General features: G+C 72.1%; 16 protein-coding genes. 9 read left to right on the forward strand and 7 right to left on the reverse strand.

The features are described 5' to 3' along the window. Positions 1-36: 36 nt before the first annotated feature. Positions 37-1,317 carry an APC family permease gene (locus CRP55_RS24815; protein ID WP_097322517.1) on the forward strand — a complete coding sequence of 427 codons (1,281 nt, stop codon included), beginning with the start codon at positions 37-39 and terminating at the stop codon, positions 1,315-1,317. Here the strand turns inward: CRP55_RS24815 and pdxR are convergent. Continuing rightward, positions 1,209-2,612 carry a MocR-like pyridoxine biosynthesis transcription factor PdxR gene (pdxR, locus tag CRP55_RS24820; RefSeq protein WP_097322618.1) on the reverse strand — a complete coding sequence of 468 codons (1,404 nt, stop codon included), beginning with the start codon at positions 2,610-2,612 and terminating at the stop codon, positions 1,209-1,211. The two genes, CRP55_RS24815 and pdxR, sit on opposite strands and share 109 nt — an antisense overlap. Positions 2,613-2,721: 109 nt before the next feature. On the opposite strand from pdxR, the gene CRP55_RS24825 reads away from it, so the two are divergent. The 3 genes from CRP55_RS24825 (at position 2,722) to CRP55_RS24835 (ending at position 7,161) form a co-directional block, all read left to right on the forward strand. Next, positions 2,722-3,873 (forward strand): S8 family peptidase, encoded by a 1,152-nt coding sequence (locus CRP55_RS24825; protein ID WP_097322518.1) that lies wholly within the window; start codon positions 2,722-2,724, stop codon positions 3,871-3,873. A gap of 100 nt (positions 3,874-3,973) precedes the next feature. Further along, complete coding sequence (locus CRP55_RS24830; RefSeq protein ID WP_245923361.1) at positions 3,974-5,182, forward strand: MFS transporter; 1,209 nt, start codon at positions 3,974-3,976, stop codon at positions 5,180-5,182. Between the two features lie 155 nt (positions 5,183-5,337). Further along, on the forward strand, positions 5,338-7,161 hold the full coding sequence (locus CRP55_RS24835; protein ID WP_097322520.1) for an AMP-dependent synthetase/ligase: 1,824 nt from the start codon (positions 5,338-5,340) through the stop codon (positions 7,159-7,161). Between the two features lie 208 nt (positions 7,162-7,369). Here the strand turns inward: CRP55_RS24835 and CRP55_RS24840 are convergent, their stop codons facing one another. Further along, positions 7,370-8,242 carry a sigma-70 family RNA polymerase sigma factor gene (locus CRP55_RS24840; protein WP_097322521.1) on the reverse strand — a complete coding sequence of 291 codons (873 nt, stop codon included), beginning with the start codon at positions 8,240-8,242 and terminating at the stop codon, positions 7,370-7,372. Positions 8,243-8,316: 74 nt separating this feature from the next. Here CRP55_RS24840 and CRP55_RS24845 point away from each other — a divergent pair, with 74 nt between their 5' ends. Next, complete coding sequence (locus tag CRP55_RS24845) at positions 8,317-8,658, forward strand: VOC family protein (protein WP_097322522.1); 342 nt, start codon at positions 8,317-8,319, stop codon at positions 8,656-8,658. Between the two features lie 284 nt (positions 8,659-8,942). Here the strand turns inward: CRP55_RS24845 and CRP55_RS24850 are convergent, their stop codons facing one another. Beyond that, positions 8,943-9,359: a hypothetical protein gene (locus CRP55_RS24850; RefSeq protein WP_097322619.1), complete on the reverse strand. Its 417-nt coding sequence runs from the start codon at positions 9,357-9,359 to the stop codon at positions 8,943-8,945. A gap of 138 nt (positions 9,360-9,497) precedes the next feature. On the opposite strand from CRP55_RS24850, the gene CRP55_RS24855 reads away from it, so the two are divergent. Further along, a complete protein-coding gene (locus CRP55_RS24855; RefSeq protein ID WP_097322523.1) occupies positions 9,498-9,950 on the forward strand; it encodes a pyridoxamine 5'-phosphate oxidase family protein in 453 nt (150 codons plus the stop codon). Positions 9,951-10,193: 243 nt separating this feature from the next. On the opposite strand, the gene yczR is transcribed toward CRP55_RS24855, so the two are convergent. Next, positions 10,194-11,648 carry a MocR-like transcription factor YczR gene (gene yczR, locus CRP55_RS24860; protein WP_097322620.1) on the reverse strand — a complete coding sequence of 485 codons (1,455 nt, stop codon included), beginning with the start codon at positions 11,646-11,648 and terminating at the stop codon, positions 10,194-10,196. Between the two features lie 59 nt (positions 11,649-11,707). On the opposite strand from yczR, the gene yczE reads away from it, so the two are divergent. Next, on the forward strand, positions 11,708-12,343 hold the full coding sequence (gene yczE / locus CRP55_RS24865; protein WP_097322524.1) for a membrane protein YczE: 636 nt from the start codon (positions 11,708-11,710) through the stop codon (positions 12,341-12,343). 176 nt (positions 12,344-12,519) lie between these two features. Continuing rightward, positions 12,520-12,948, forward strand: coding sequence for a hypothetical protein (locus CRP55_RS24870; RefSeq protein WP_097322525.1), 429 nt, complete (start codon positions 12,520-12,522; stop codon positions 12,946-12,948). Here CRP55_RS24870 and hisF read toward each other — a convergent pair. Further along, positions 12,945-13,706: an imidazole glycerol phosphate synthase subunit HisF gene (hisF, locus tag CRP55_RS24875; protein ID WP_097322526.1), complete on the reverse strand. Its 762-nt coding sequence runs from the start codon at positions 13,704-13,706 to the stop codon at positions 12,945-12,947. The two genes, CRP55_RS24870 and hisF, sit on opposite strands and share 4 nt — an antisense overlap. Beyond that, a complete protein-coding gene (locus CRP55_RS24880) occupies positions 13,621-14,547 on the reverse strand; it encodes an EamA family transporter (RefSeq protein ID WP_097322527.1) in 927 nt (308 codons plus the stop codon). Before CRP55_RS24880 ends, hisF begins: the two co-directional genes overlap by 86 nt. Before the next feature lie 71 nt (positions 14,548-14,618). Between CRP55_RS24880 and CRP55_RS24885 the strand changes: the two genes are divergently transcribed. Continuing rightward, positions 14,619-15,536 carry a LysR family transcriptional regulator gene (locus CRP55_RS24885; RefSeq protein WP_097322528.1) on the forward strand — a complete coding sequence of 306 codons (918 nt, stop codon included), beginning with the start codon at positions 14,619-14,621 and terminating at the stop codon, positions 15,534-15,536. Here the strand turns inward: CRP55_RS24885 and priA are convergent. Next, positions 15,482-16,207, reverse strand: coding sequence for a bifunctional 1-(5-phosphoribosyl)-5-((5-phosphoribosylamino)methylideneamino)imidazole-4-carboxamide isomerase/phosphoribosylanthranilate isomerase PriA (gene priA, locus CRP55_RS24890; protein WP_097322529.1), 726 nt, complete (start codon positions 16,205-16,207; stop codon positions 15,482-15,484). The genes CRP55_RS24885 and priA overlap by 55 nt on opposite strands. Between the last annotated feature and the right edge of the window lie 8 nt (positions 16,208-16,215).

A 16,215-nucleotide genomic window follows, 5' to 3' on the forward strand; every position in this document is an offset into this window, starting at 1 on the left:
ACGTGCGCGGGCCAATGCGCCCCTAGCGTTGTCGCCATGAAGCTTTCCGTGGCCCAGGGCACCGCCCTCAGCATCGGCGCCGTGCTCGGCACCGGCGTGATCTCCCTGCCCGCCCTGGCCGCCGACGTCGCCGGCCCCGCCTCGCTGGTCGCCTGGGTCGCGCTGATCGTGCTCTCGGCGCCCCTGGCCTGGACCTTCGCGGCGCTCGGGGCCCGACATCCAGACGCCGGCGGCGTCTCCACCTTCGTCCGGCTGGCGTTCGGGCCACGGGCGGCGGCCGCCGTCGGCTGGTGCTTCTTCTTCGCGGTGCCGCTGGGCGCGCCGGCCGCCGCCGCGTTCGCGGGAGGCTATGTGGCCGATGTGATCGGCGGCGGCCGGGCCACCGTGATCGGCACGTTCCTGGTGGTCGTCGGCACGGTCGCGGTGATGAACTGGTTCGGGCTCCGGGTCTCGGGCCGGGCCCAGCTCGCGCTCACCGGCACGCTCGCGGTGCTGCTGCTCCTCACCGTGATCACCGCGCTGCCGCATGCGCGATGGGACAACTTGACGCCGTTCACCCCGCACGGCTGGGCCGGCGTCGGCACGGCCGTGGCGGTGCTCATCTGGGGCTTCGCCGGCTGGGAGGCGGTGTCGTCACTGTCCGGGCAGTACCGCCATCCGCGGCGCGACGTCCCCCGGGCCACGGCGATCGCGGTGGTGGTCGTCGGCGGGCTCTACCTGACCGTGGCCGTCACCAGCGTGCTGGTCCTCGGGCCGACGCTCGGCGAGAGCCAGGCGCCGTTGGCCGACCTGCTCGCGGCCGGGGTGGGCGGGCCGGTGCGCGCGCTCACGGCCGTCGTGGCCCTGCTGCTGACGGCCGGCGCGGTCAACGCGTACTTCGCCGGGTCGTCGCAGCTCGGGGCGGCGCTGGCCCGCGACGGGGCGCTGCCGGCGCGGCCGTTCGGCACGCCGCGCAAGGCGCTGCTCGCCGTGCTGGCCGGCAGCCTGATCTCGGTGGTGCTGCCGATCGACCTGCACACGATGATGCTGCTGGTCACCGGCTGCTTCACGCTGGTCTACGTGATCGGCACGGCGGCCGCGATCAAGCTGCTGGCCGGCCGGCAGCGGGTGGTGGCCGCGGTGGCCTTCGTGGCGGTGGTGGCCCTGCTCGGCCTGACCGGGCCGCCGGCGCTGCTGAGCCTGGTCGTCGCGGCGGGCGCGATCGCCTATCAGGCGTGGCGGGCCAGGATCCCGGCCAGCAGCGCCATCCCCTCGCCGATCAGCGACGGGTCGGCCGCGCCGAACCCGAACACGAGGCCGGTCTGCCCGGCGGACTGATCGGCGAAGTAGGTGCGCAGGTCGTCGAGGCCGATCCCGGCCCGCGCGGCCGCCCTGACCACCGCGGTCGAGTCGACGGGGGTGACCGCGGCCAGGTGCAGGCCGGCGGCGGACGGGATCGCCTCGAGGCCTCCGGTGGCGATCAGCGCGGCGACGAGCTGCCGGTGCCGCACGGCGTAGGCCTTGCCCGCCTTGCGCACGTGCCGGGCCAGCAGGCCGTCGTCGATGAAGCGGGCCAGCGCGGCCTGCACGGCCGGCTGGCCGTGGCCGTCGCCCATCTGCCGGGCCGCGACCAGGGCGTCGCGCAGACCGGGCGGGGTGAGCAGGAAACCGGTGCGCAGCGAGGGGAGCATGCTCTTGGAGAAGGTGCCGGCGTAGAGCACCCGGCCCGCGGTGTCGAGACTGTAGAGCGGCTCCAGCGGCCGCGACAGGAAGCGGAACTCGCTGTCGTAGTCGTCCTCGACGATCGCCACCGAGCGGCGGCCGGCCCAGTCGAGCAGCTCGCGGCGGCGGTTCGCGCTCATCGCCCGGCCGAGCGGGAACTGATGCGACGGCGTCGTGTAGACCAAAGTGGACGACGACGGGATCGCGTCGACGACCAGACCCTCGGCGTCGACCGGCACGGCGGCGACCCGGGCGCCGAGCGAGGCGAACAGGCGCCGGGCGGGCGGATATCCCGGGTCCTCGACCGCGACCACGTCACCCGGCGTGATCAGCACTCGGCCGATCAGGTCGAGGGCGTGCTGAGTCCCGTTGGTGATGACCATGTCGGCCTCGCTCGCCCGCACGCCCCGGGCCACGCCGAGGTAGCGCGCGATGGCCGCGCGCAGGGCCGGGTGGCCGGACGGCTCCGCGTAGGTGCCCAGGCTGTTGGCCCGCAGCCGGGTCTCGGCGATGAGCAGGCGCCGCCAGGCGTCGAACGGGAAGAGCCCGGCGTCCGGGATGCCGACCCGGAAGTCGTAGCGCGGAGGCGGCGCGCCCCCACTCGTCGGCAGTGGCGCGAAGGCCCACCCCTTGCGCGGCTTCAGCGCCCCCGCTTCCCGCCGCGATGCCCGCTTGGCCGGCTGGTAGGCGACAAAGGTGCCCGCGCCCACCTGAGCGGAGAGGTATCCCTCGGCGGCCAGCCGCTCGTAGGCGCCGGCGACGCTGCCGCGCGCGATGCCGAGGTCGGCGGCGAGCGCCCGGGTCGCCGGGAGCCGCGACCCCGACGGCAGCCGGCCGTCCACAATGGCCTCCCGCAGGGCACGGTAGACGGCGACCGTCTTGTTCCCGCCGGGCGGAATGATCAGATCCACCAGCACATTCTGAGCCCCGATATGGCCCACACGGTATGCCTCCTCTTCGTGACACTCCGTATATGCTTATTGGCGCTCGTCAATATCACGGGGCCGAGAGAGGAAGAGCATGGCGAAGAGACGCATTCTGATCGCGGGCTTGTTCGCCGCGATCACCGCGGCCGCGACGGCCACCCCGGCCGCGGCCGCCGCCACCGGCGAGATCCGCCTGGACGGCACGGCCACCGCGGTGCCCGGCAGCTACATCGTGGTCCTCAAGGCCGGCGCCAAGACGCCGGCGACGCTGGCCAAGAGCTTCGGCGGCCAGGTGCGGCAGAGCTTCGGCTCGATCAACGCGTACGAGGCCGGGATGACCGCGTACCAGGCCAAGCGCCTCGCGGCGAGCCCGGACGTCGCCTACGTCGAGCAGAACCAGACGGTCTCGCTGCTGGCCACGCAGGCCAACGCGACCTGGGGCCTCGACCGCATCGACCAGCGGAACCGTCCACTGAGCACGACGTACTCGTACACGACGACCGGCTCGGGCGTCACCGCGTACATCATCGACACCGGCATCAAATACACGCACAACGACTTCGGCGGCCGGGCGTCGTACGGCTACGACGCGGTCGGCTCCGGCGGTGTCGACTGCAACGGCCACGGCACGCACGTGGCGGGCACGGTCGGCGGCACCACGTACGGCGTCGCCAAGCAGGTCCGCCTGGTCGGCGTCCGCGTGCTCAACTGCTCGGGCAGCGGCACCACGGCCGGCGTCATCGCCGGCGTCAACTGGGTCACCACGAACGCGGTCAAGCCGGCCGTGGCCAACATGAGCCTCGGCGGCGGCGTCAGCAGCACCCTCGACAGCGCCGTCTCCCGGTCGATCACCTCGGGCGTCACCTACGCCCTGGCCGCGGGCAACTCCAACGCCAACGCCTGCAACTCGTCGCCGTCCCGGGTCGCCGCCGCCATCACGGTCGGCGCCACCACCAGCACCGACGCGCGGGCCAGCTACTCCAACTACGGCACCTGCCTCGACCTGTTCGCGCCCGGCTCGTCGATCACGTCGGACTGGTACACGTCGAACACCGCGACCAACACGATCAGCGGCACGTCGATGGCCAGCCCGCACGTCGCCGGCGCGGCCGCCCGCGTCCTCTCCGGCAGCCCGGGCCTCACCCCGGCCCAGGTGCGCGACAGCCTCGTCAACGGCGCCACCACCGGCGTGGTCACGAGCCCCGGCACCGGCTCGCCGAACCGCCTGCTCTACCTGGCCCCTTAAACCCTTCCATTTCGTACGGATCGACGCCCGGCCCGCGCGTGAGCGCGGGCCGGAGTTCTGCGGGATACGGGATGCAGTACATATCCTGCGTTGGGTGACCATGGAATCGCGGACAGTGCCGAGCCTCTGGCGCAACCGCGAGTTCAATCTTCTGTGGACAAGTCAGACTTTGTCCGACCTCGGGGCCACCATCGCGCAGCTCGCCGTCCCGCTGCTCGTGCTCGAGGTGACCGGCTCGGCCGTGCAGGCCGGCGCCGTCGGCACCGCCGCCCAGGTCACCAAGCTCGCCTGCCGCCTGCCGGCCGGGGTCCTGGCCGACCAGATCAACCGCCGCACCGCCCTGCTCGCCTGCGACGTCGTCCGGCTGCTGGCGTTCGCCGCACTGGCCGTCGCCGTCGTCGCCGGGCACGCCAACCTGTCCACGATCATCGTGGTGGCGGTGATCGACGCGGTCTGCGGCGCCTTCTTCAACACCACCGAGCACGCCGCCGTGCGCAGCCTGGTCCCCGTGCCGCACCTGCCGGCGGCGGTCGCCCGCAACGAGGCCCGCAGCTACGGCACCTCGCTGGCTGGTCCCCCGCTCGGCGGCCTGCTCTTCGGGATCACCCACGCCCTGCCCTTCGTCGGCAACGCGGTGTCGTACCTGGCCTCGCTGATCGGGGTCGCCCTGATCCGCAAGCCGATGCAGACCTCCCGCAACCGGCCCGGCAGCCACCTCGCGGCTCTCACCGAGGGCCTGCGGTTCGTCTTCGCCAACGCGTTCCTGCGCTCGGTGCTGATCATCGCGGCGCCGCTCAATTTTGCCCTGACCGGGACGATCTTCACGATCATCGTGACCCTCCAGGACCACGGCACGGCCCCCGGCGTCATCGGGCTGACCGAGACCATCGTCGGCGCCGGCGGCCTGCTCGGCGCCCTGGCCGCGCCGGCCCTGCACCGCTGGCTGCCGTTCGCCCGGCTGATCCGCTCGCTGTGCTGGGCCGCCTTCGCCTTCCTGACGGTCAGCGCGATCCCGGCCATCGGCGTGGCCACGGCGGCGCCGGTCGCGGTGGCGGTCTTCGCCGGCCCGGCCTGCAACGCGGCGCTCTTCGCCCACCAGGCCGCGATCACCCCGGACGCGCTGCAGGGCCGCGTCCTCAGCGTCATCTTCATGGCGGCCATGTCGGCCGCCGCGGCCGCGCCCCTGCTGGCCGGCCTGCTGGTCACCGCCGCCGGCCCCCGCCCGGCCATCCTGGTCTTCGCCGCGGTCGTGGCCGTCTCGGCGGTCACCGCCTCGCTCGCGCCCGCCCTGCGGCACACAGGTCCCTAGAGTTACTCGCCGGTTTCACGCTGTGAGACGACCGGGTCTCCCGGTCGATAGACTCGATGTGAGGCGCCGTGCCACTAGCCCTCCCGCCCCGTCACCAATACTCTGCGGTAACAAGTTCGTTAACTCCCCCGTTCCTGCATCTGAAGGCGGCGCCGATGGCTCTCGAGGTCCCGTACCGGTCGATCCCCGACATGTTCTTCAAGCGGGTGGCCGCGACGCCGAACGGCCAGGCCTTCGCCGTGCCCAACGCCGACGACACCGGCATGGTCTGGCACACGTGGGCGCAGGTCGGCGAGCGGGCGACGGCGATCGCGGCGGGCCTGCGCGAGCTGGGCGTGGGCCTCGAGGACAGGGTCGCCATCCTCTCCGGCACCCGGTTCGAGTGGGTGCTTGCCGACCTCGGCATCAACTGCGCGGGCGCGGCGACCACCACGGTCTACCCGACCACCGAGCCCGAGGACGCGAGCTACATCGTCGCCGACTCCGGCTCCAAGATCCTGATCGCCGAGAACGCGAAGCAGGCCCTGAAGATCTCCGGCGTCGACACCGCCGTCACCCACGTCGTCATCATCGACGGCCCGGCCGACGCCGGCGCGACCCCGCCCCAGCTGACGCTGACCGAGCTCGAGGAGCGCGGCGCGGCCGCCCTGCGCTCCCACCCGTCGCTCATCTCCGAGGTCGTCGAGGGCATCGGCCCCGACAACCTCGCCACGCTCATCTACACCTCCGGCACCACCGGCCGGCCCAAGGGCGTGCAGCTGCTGCACGCGGGCTGGACCTGGGAGGGCGTCGCCCAGCAGGGCCTCGGCCTGTTCGAGTCGACCGACCTGCAATACCTGTGGCTGCCGCTGTCGCACTCGTTCGGCAAGACGCTGCTCTGCGGCATCATCCACGTGGGCGTGCCGACATACGTCGACGGCCGCGTCGACAAGCTGGTCGACATGCTCGCGGTGGTCAAGCCGACGCTGATGTGCGCCGCGCCCCGCATCTTCGAAAAGGTCTACAACAAAACGGTCACCACGGCCCTCGAGGGTGGCGGGGCCAAGGCCAAGATCTTCCACTGGGCGGTCGAGGTCGGCAAGCAGAAGGTCGCGCTCGAGCAGGCCGGCAAGCCGCTGCCGGGCGCCCTGAAGCTCAAGTTCGCGGTGGCCGAGCGCCTGGTCTTCAGCAAGCTGCAGACCAAGCTCGGCGGTCGCCTGCGCGTGCTGGTCAGCGGCTCGGCCCCGCTCAGCCGCGACATCGCCGAGTTCTTCGCCGCCGCCAACCTGCCGATCATGGAGGGCTACGGCCTGACCGAGAGCAGCGCGGCCAACTTCGTCAACCGCCTCGACAAGTTGAAGATCGGCACAGTGGGCCTGCCCCTGGGCGACCTCGAGTGCCGCATCGACACCGACGGCGAGGTGCTGCTGCGCGGCGCGCCGGTGATGCGCGGCTACCACAACCTGCCGAAGGAGACGGCGGAGGCGTTCACCGAGGACGGCTTCCTGCGCACCGGCGACATCGGCGAGCTCGACGCCGACGGTTTCCTCCGGGTCACCGACCGCAAGAAAGACCTGGTCAAGACGTCCGGCGGCAAATACATCGCCCCGTCCGCGATCGAGGGCATGTTCAAGGCGGTCTGCCCGTACACGTCCCAGGCGGTCGTCATCGGCCAGGCCCGCAACTTCGTCACCATGCTGGTCTCGCTCGACGAGGACGCCATCAAGGGCTGGGCCGCCAACGGCCCGCTGGCCGGCAAGAGCTACCAGGACATCTGCTGCGCGCCCGAGACCGAGAAGCTGATCGACGGCTACATCCAGGAGCTCAACGGCAAACTCAACCGCTGGGAGACCGTCAAGAAGTTCGCGATCCTCCCCCGCGACCTGAGCATCGAGGCCGGCGAGATCACCCCCTCGATGAAGATCAAGCGCCGCTCGGTCGAGACCAACTTCTCCGAGCAGATCAACCAGATGTACGCGGGCTCCCTCGCCCAGATCTGACAGCATCACCCACACGGCGGCCGGGGCTTCCCCGGCCGCCGTTGTCTTCACCGCCCGCGCCTTATCGCTCGCCGCCGCGCCCCCGAAGCTCGCCGCCGCCCGTTCTCAGCTCGCCGCCGCCCGTTCTCAGCTCGCCGCCGCCCGTTCTCAGCTCGCCGCCGCCCGCTCTCAGCTCGCCGCCGCGCCTTCGAAGCTCGCCGCCGCGCCGTCAGAGCTCGCTGTTGGGCCTGATGTCGATGGTCATCGCCTCGATGGCGGACGGGTCGGCCAGCTGGTCGATGCGGCTCACGCGGTCGCCCTCGAAGCCGAAGACGAAAGCCACCCGGACCTGCCCGCCGACCGCCCAGACCAGGCCCGGCTCGCCGTCGAGGAAGGCCAGGCGCGCCGACTGGGCGCCACCGTTGAACCGGCCGGCCACCTCGCCGGCCCCGGTGAGCACCGCGGTCGCCCCGATCTTCACGGCCTCGGGGTCGGCGCGCAGCACGACACCGGGATCGAGCAGCGTGAGCAGTGCGCTGAAATCGCCGGCCCGCGCGGCGATCAGGAACGCGCTCACCACGGCCCGCCGCCGGTCGGTGCCGTCGTCGTCGGGCACCCGCTCCCCCTGCACCCGCCGCCGGGCCCGGCTGGCCAGCTGGCGCGCGGCCGCCGGCGTACACCCGACGATCTCGGCGATCTCCGGGAAAGGCACGGCGAACATGTCGTGCAGCACGAAAGCCAGCCGCTCGCTCGGGCCCAGCGTGTCGAGCACGAGCAGCAGCGCCGGCCCGATGGCGTCGGAGAGAAGCGCCTGCTGCTCGGGGCCGGGCCCGCCGTCGTACGCCGTCGTGGGAAGGTCTGTGGGATCCTCCCGCCGCGCGGCCCGGGAGCGCAGCATGTCGAGGCAGACGCGGGAGACCACGGTGGTCAGCCAGCCGGTCAGGTTGCCGACCTCGCTGGTGTCGCTGCGGCTCAGCCGCACCCAGGTCTCCTGCACCGCGTCATCGGCCTCGTCGGCCGAACCGAGCATCCGCTGAGCGACGGCACGCAGATGCGCCCGGTCGGTCTCGAAGCGCTCCGCCAGCAGATCCAGTTCGCTCATCGTCACACCTCTCGTTCGGCACCCGTCATACGTTGTGACGGGCCACCCCGGTCCGCTGTGACAGAGGAGAAGCCATGCCCATCCGTACGATCACCATCCCGGTCAAGGACCTCACCGCGGCCAAGGCGATCTACACGTCCCTGCTCGGCACGGAGCCCTACATGGACGAGCCCTACTACGTGGGCTTCCGCCCGGCGGACGCCCCCGAGATCGGCCTCAACCCGCACGGCGACGTGGCCGCGGGCCCGATCACGTACTACCACGTCGACGACATCGAGGCGACCACCAAATCCCTGACCGCCGCCGGCGCCACTGTCGAGCAGCCCGCCAAGGACGTGGGCGGCGGCGGCCTGACCGCCACCCTCCGCGACGCCGACGGCAACCTGTTCGGCCTCTTCCAGGGCGCACCCGAATAGCACTTCCCCGCGGGGCGCCGCCACAGCGCGGCCGCCCCGCGCCCGGCCGGGAAGACCGCGGACGTGAACCCACGCCGCTCACCCCGGGCGGGCTGGGAAGATCACGAACGTCAACCCACGCCGCTCACCCCCGGCGGGCCGGGATCGCGAACGTCAACCCACGCCGCTCACCCCCGGCGGGCCGGGATCGCGAACGTCAACCCACGCCGCTCACCCCCGGCGGGCCGGGATCGCGAACGTCAACCCACGCTGCTCACCCCCGGCGGCCGGGAAGGTTGCGAAGGTCAACCCATCCTGCTCAACCCCTCGGAGACGGCCGTCCGCAACTGCTCGCCATACGGGCCCGGCGGCAACGCGCCCTCGTGGTCGGCTGCCCGCTCGAAAGCGGCGCGCGCGGCGACGATGTCGCCCAACTGCTCATGAGCCATTGCCATACCGACGAGCAGGGACGGGTAGAAGGCGGCCACCCTCTCGTCGCCGACGGCGTCGGCATGCCGCAGCGCCTCCTGGTTCCACCGGAGAACCTCTGCGGGATCGTCCTGCCGGCGGGCGAGGTAGTGCGCCGCGACGCAAGCGTCGTAGTCGTCAGTGCGCGCTGCCCACGCCTGCTCGAACAACGCCCTAGCGTCCGACGGCCGCCCCTCCGACTCGGCCCGCATTCCCTCCTGGCACAGCTTCAGCACCGGATTGTCCAGATCCATCGTCGCTCCCTCGGTCACCGGCCGCCCTCGACAACACGATCCTGAGGCCTCCACCAGGTCGAGGGTCAAGCGAAGAGTCGCGGCACGAAAAGTGTCGGAGGGGGCTGGTAGAAAGAGCGCTAGTCAAGGAGGACTGTGATGGCCGAGGAACCCCGCTCGAAGGCGGAGCGTAAGGCGGATGTGCTGGCGAAACTCAGCGCGCCGGTCGCCGATGCCTGGGTGGCGACGGCCGACGGCGACGAGCCCCATCTGGTTCCGCTGACGATCGCGTGGTTCGGGGAACGGGTTCTGCTGGCCACCGACACGGGGTCGCCGACCGGGCGCAACCTGGCTGCCCACGGGCGCGTGCGCGTCGCGCTGGGCGGCACGCGCGATGTGGTGATGATCGATGCCGTGCTGGAAAGGACGATTCCGGTCGCCGAGTCGGGTCCGGCCGGTGAGGCTTATGCCGCCCAGAACGACTGGGATCCCCGCACGGCCGGTGATTCCTACGCTTTTCTCGTCCTGCGCCCCGAGCGCGTCCAGGCCTGGCGGGAGGTGAACGAACTGGCCGGCCGCACCCTCATGCGCGACGGCGTCTGGCTGGTCTGACCGGCAACCCGAGCGCCGTGGCCAGCCGCCCGCGGCGCGAACAAGCGCGCGGGCGGAGGGCTGGCCACGCGGTGGGCCGGGCGCGCATGCCCGGGCTGGACGCGCGGCGCGGCGAGCCGGGCTGGACGCGCGGCGCGGCGAGCCGGGCTGGACGCGCGGCGCGGCGAGCCGGGCGCGCGCGGCCCGAGCTGGGCGCGCGGCCCGAGCTGGGCGCGCGGCACGGTGGGCTGGGCGCGGGGTGGGTCAGGCGATGACTGTGGGAGAGCGCCAGGACGGGCTCGTGGCTCGGTCCAGGTCGTGGCGGACGGTGGCGATGCGGCGTACGGCCTCGATCAGGTCTTCGGCGGGGAGGGTGAACGGCAGGCGCAGGAAGCGTTCCAAGGTGCCGTCCAAGCCGAAGCGCGGGCCGGGAGCCAAACGGACGCCCACGTCCTCGGCCGCCCGGGAGAGCGCGCTGGAGATCGGGCCGTCGAGCTCGGCCCACAGGGAGACGCCGCCCGCCGGTAGCACGAAGCTCCACTCCGGCAGCGACGCGCGCAGGGCTGTGACCAGGGCGTCTCGTTGGAGGCGGAGCTCCTCGCGGCGGGCCTTCACGATCTGGGTGGCCTGGTGCATGAGGCGGACGGCGACCAGCTGCTCGAGGACGGGGCTGGCCATGTCGACGCCCACGCGGATGGCGGCCAGGCGCTGCACCAGCGGGGCCGAGGCGCGGACCCAGCCGATGCGCAGGCCGCCCCAGTAGGCCTTGCTCATGCCGCCGATGGAGACGACGCGGCTGTGCCGGTCGAAGACGGCCACCGGTGGGGGCATCTCCTGGTCGTCCAACGGCAGGTCGACGAACGACTCGTCGACGATCAGCTCGGTGCCGGTCGCGTGTGCCGTGGCCACCAGGCGTTCGCGCAGGTCGGCGGTCATCAGGTGGCTGGTCGGGTTGTGGAACTCGGGGATCACGTACGAGACGCGGGGTCGGGTCTGGCGCAGCGCACCCAGCAGCATCTCGCCGTCCCAGCCGGTGGCCGTGTCGAGGCCGTGTGTGCTCAAGCGGGCGCGGCGGGCCGACAGTGCGGCCAGCGCGTTCGGATAGGTGGGCGCCTCCACCAGCACCGGCGAACCGGCCGGGACCGACAGGCGCAGCACCAGGTCGAGGGCCTGCTGGGTGCCGCCGGTGATCAGGATCTGCTCGGCCGACGTGGGCACGCCGCGCGCGGCGTAACCGGCCGCGACCGCCTCCCGGAGCTCGCCCAGGCCGGTCGGGTGGTAGCCGGCGCTGCCCAGGTAGCGGGGCAGGTCGGAGGCGGCGTCGTGCGCGGCCGTCACCAGCTCGGCGGGCGCGGCCGAGGCGGCCACACCCAAGTCGATCACGTCCTGGTCGTCGCCGGCGGCCCACAGACCCGACGGGGCCACCCGATGGCCGTGGGGCAGGGTGGTCCAGCTTCCGGCGCCTCTCCGGCTGGTCAGATGGCCGCTCTCCCGCAGGGTCCGGTACGCGGCCGAGACCGTCGTCCGGCTGACGGCGAGCGCCTCGGCCAGCTCCCGTTCGGCCGGCATCCGCACGCCCAGGGGCAGACGGCCGTCGGCGAGCAGGCCGCGCACGGCCCCGGCCAGCGCGGCGTAGTCGGGACTGCGGTGGCGGCCCGGAAGCGAATGCCACTGGCCGAGCAGGCGGCTCAATTGGCCCCCGCGAATCGTTGTGGTCACGTCCACCTCCGGCAGATTGGCACTTTGGAATCCCGCGATTGGCCTTAAGACTGGCACTCGTGCAACCACGTGACAACCGAGATCGTCGTCTCACCCGGCGGACCGTCCAGCTGTTCGCCGGCCTCATCCTGTACGGCGTCAGCATGGCCCTCACGATCCAGTCGGCGCTGGGGCTCAACCCGTGGGACGTCTTCCATCAGGGCCTGGCCGAGGCCACCGGCATCAGCTTCGGCTGGGTCGTCATCCTGGTCGGCATTCCTGTGCTGCTCCTGTGGATCCCGCTGCGGCAGCGCCCCGGCTTCGGGACGGTGGCCAACCTGGTCGTGGTCGGCTTCGCGGTCGACGGGGCCCTGGCGGTGCTGCCCGAGGGCGGCACGATCCCGGCCCGGGTCGGCTATCTGGTCGGCGGCATCCTGCTGAACGGCCTGGCCACCGGCCTGTACATCGGCAGCCGGTTCGGGCCCGGCCCGCGCGACGGTCTGATGACGGGTGTGGTGGGCCGCTTCCCGCGCCTGTCGATCCGTCTGGTCCGTACGTCGATCGAGGTGTTGGTCTTGATCGTCGGCTTCTTCCTCGGCGGCACGGTGGGCATCGGCACCATCGCGTACGCGCTGGCCATCGGCCCTCTCGCGCAGCTGTTCCTGCCGCTGTGCACGGTGCGTACCGGCGACGCGCGGCCCGCCCTGGCCCATTGAGCCGCGTCACTCATCCGAGTTCATACACCATCACTCACCGGGCGTACACCTTCGGGTGATGTGTCCGGATTGGACGCCTGCAAAATCGAGTCAGCGAGGCATGACAGCATCACAGTCTTGTGATCATCGCGACACATCCGCTTCCGAGGGCGGTGGCGTCGCGGCATCATTGCCGCATGGGGGCGGGCAGCTGGCAGTGGAACGACGCATGGATCTTCGTGTCCGCGGTCATCGCCGAGCGCCTCGAGCGCGACCGGGCGATGCACGCGGCCCTACCGGTGACCGGGGCGAGCCTGGCCGACCTGCTGGCGGCGGCCGACTTCCTGCACCACAGTGTCCCGAGCCGGTCCGACCTGGAGGAGTCGGTGCGCCGGCTCGCGGGGGCCGGGCTGATCGTGGTCGAGGACGATCTGGTCGAGGTGGCGCCGGCCGGCGAGCAGTTGTGGCGGACGAGGCCGTTCAGCGGCCTGTCGTCGGCGGTGATGACGTTGCAGGCGCAGCTGAACCGGGCGGCCACCCCCGGGGAGTCGGACTGGACGCTGGACGAGCAGACCTATGCGACGGCGGTCCGGGAATACAGCATCCGGCTGGCCGACGGGCGCTAGCGGACCGGGTTGCCGGCTTCCCGGAGGCTCTCTTTCACCTCGCCGATGGTCAGGTCTCCGAAGTGGAAGACGCTCGCCGCCAGGACCGCGTCGGCGCCCGATGCCACCGCGGGGGCGAAGTGGGAGACCTTTCCGGCTCCGCCGCTGGCGATGACCGGAATGTCGACCACCGCGCGCACCGCCGCGATCAGGTCGAGGTCGAAACCCGCCTTGGTGCCGTCGGCGTCCATCGAGTTGAGCAGGATCTCGCCGGCGCCCAGCGCGGCCACCGTGCGGGCCCACTCGATGGCGTCGAGGCCCGCGCTCCGGCGCCCGCCGTGGGTGGTCACCTCCCAGCCGCTCGGCTGGCCGGCGGCGCGGCGGACGTCGAGCGAGAGGACCAGCACCTGGTTGCCGAAGCGCTGGGCGATCTCGCTGATCAGCTCGGGGCGGGCGATGGCGGCCGTGTTCACGCCGACCTTGTCCGCGCCGGCGCGCAGCAGGACGTCGACGTCGTCGACCGAGCGGACGCCCCCGCCCACCGTCAGCGGGATGAAGACCGACTCGGCGGTGCGGCGGACCACGTCGAGCATGGTGCCCCGGCCCGCGGACGAGGCCGTCACGTCGAGGAAGGTCAGCTCGTCGGCGCCGGCCGCGTCGTAGGCCGCGGCCAGCTCGACCGGGTCGCCGGCGTCACGCAGGTCGACGAAGTTGACGCCCTTGACCACCCGGCCGTCGTCCACGTCGAGGCAGGGGATCACGCGCACCGCAACTGTCATGCGGCAACCTTAACGAAAGGCCCAGCAGGACGCCGCCGACGACCAGGGCGCCGCCCACGATGTCGACCGTGTGGAGGGGCTCGCCCAGAAACAGGGCGGCCGAAGCCAGGCCGAAGAAAGGGACCAGCATCGAGAATGGCGCGACGGTGCTGGCCCCGTACACCCGAAGAAGGAAGCCCCAGCCCGCGAAAGCCGCAAGCGTCGAGATCAGCGCGACGTAGGCCAGGGCTCCGAGGGCTTCGAGGTCGATGGCGCGCAGCGCCGAGAGGTCTTCGGAGGAGGCCAGCGTGAGCAGGATCAGCGGCCCCGAGGCGACCGCGCTGACCCAGACCATGAAGCGCAGCGTGTCCGGCGGCGAGGCCTTGCGGGTGGCGATGTTCGACAGGCCCCACGCGGCGCCCGCGCCGACGATCAGCAGGAACGCGCCGAGGTTCGTGCCCATGCGTGTGGCGACCAGGGCAACGCCGGCGACGCACAGAAGCAGACCGATCAGTTGTACGGGTCGGGGCCGCTCCCGCAGCAGCAACACCGCGAAGCCGAGCGTGAAGACGGCCTGGCTCTGCAGCACCAGCGAGCTCAAGCCGGCCGGCATCCCGGCCGCCATGCCCGCGAACAGCAGCGAGAACTTGGTGACGCCCAGGATCAGGCCCACCGCGATGATCCAGCGCCACGGCACCTGCGGGCGGCCCACGAAGAGCACGGCGGGGAAGGCGGCCAGGCTGAAGCGCAGGGCGTTGAACAGCAGCGGCGGGAAATGGTCGAGCCCGGTCTGGATCACCACGAAGTTGAAGCCCCAGACGGCGGTGACGGCGACCGCGATACCGATGTCGCGTGGTCTCATGCGTTGACCCTCGCGAGAAATACCATTAAGCACCAGCGAAAAATAGTAAGCCGTTAATGTAGCCTCGCTACATGATTGACCTGGGGCGCCTGCGGGCCCTGCACGCCGTGGCCAGCTACAAGACGGTGCTCGCGGCCGGTGAGGCGCTGCACTGCACGCCGTCCGCGGTCTCCCAGCAGCTGGCCAAGCTCGAGCGCGAGACCGGCGCCACACTCGTCGAGAAGGACGGCCGGCGGCTGCGGCTCACCGAGGCCGGGCAGGTGCTGGCCCGGCACGCGGAGAAGGTGCTGGCCACCGTCGACGAGGCCGAGGCGGCGCTGGCCGCCCATCGCGACACGGTGATCGGGCGGCTGACCGTGGCCGCGTTCGCCACCGCGTGCCGCGCGCTCCTCCCGTACGCCCTGCACCGCCTGGCCTCGGACCATCCGCAACTGACCACGGGCCTGGTCGAGGTCAACCCGCACGAGGGGCTCGACATGCTGCACCGCGGGCACGTCGACCTGGCCGTGCTCGACGACTGGCCCGAGGTGGCGCTGCGCTATCCGAGCGGCATCACCCACGTGGAGCTGGGCTGGGACGTGGCCGACCTGATCGTGCCGAGTGGTCATCGCTTCGGCGCCGCGACCACGCTGGCCAAGGCGCGCGACGAACGCTGGATCGCGGCCAAGGCCGGCGACATCTGCCACGAGTGGCTGCTGCGGGTGCTGCCGGGCGTGCAGCCCGACTTCCACGTCGGCGAGTTCGAGACTCAGCTGACGCTGATCTCGGCGGGGCTGGGCGTCGCGGTGATTCCCCGCCTCGCGAGATCAAATCAATTGCCCGAGGGTGTACGGGTGGTGAAGCTGACGCCGGAGCCACGCCGCCGCGTGGTGATCGCGTGGCGTGAGGCCTCCGCCGCCCGGCCAGCGATCAAGGCGGCGGAGGCGGCGCTCCGTCAGGCCTGGCGCAACGCCTCGAGAGCCTCGGCCACCGTGAACGCGCCCGCGTAGAGCGCCTTCCCCGCGATCACACCCTCCACGCCGTTCGGCTCCAGCGCCTTCAGCGCCCGCAGGTCGTCGAGCGTGGACACCCCGCCGCTGGCGATCACCGGGCGGTCGGTGGCCGAGCAGACCTCGCGCAGCAGCTCCAGGTTCGGCCCGCGCATGGTGCCGTCCTTGGTGATGTCGGTGACCACGTAACGGGCCGCGCCCGCCTTGTCGAGCCGGCCCAGCACGTCGAACAGGTCACCGCCGTCGCGGGTCCAGCCCCGGGCCGACAGGGTGCGCCCGCGCACGTCCAGCCCGATCGCGACCCGGTCGCCGTATTCGGACACGATCCGGTCGCACCACTCCGGGTCCTCCAGGGCGGCGGTGCCGATGTTGACCCGCTCGCAGCCGGTGGCCAGCGCCCGGGTCAGCGACTCGTCGTCGCGGATGCCGCCGGACAGCTCCACCTTCACGTCGAGCCGGGCCACCACGCTCGCCAGGAGCTCAGCGTTGGAGCCGCGACCGAACGCCGCGTCCAGGTCGACCAGGTGCACCCATTCGGCGCCGTCGTTCTGCCAGGCCAGCGCGGCCTCGAGCGGGTCGCCGTAGGAGGTCTCCGAGCCGGCGGCGCCCTGGACGAGGCGTACGGCCTGGCCGTCCGCGACGTCGACGGCGGGCAGCAGAGCGAGTGTCATGGGTTTCT

Origin of the sequence: Paractinoplanes atraurantiacus, from assembly GCF_900215205.1 — a bacterium.
Classification (GTDB): Bacteria; Actinomycetota; Actinomycetes; order Mycobacteriales; family Micromonosporaceae; genus Actinoplanes; species Actinoplanes atraurantiacus.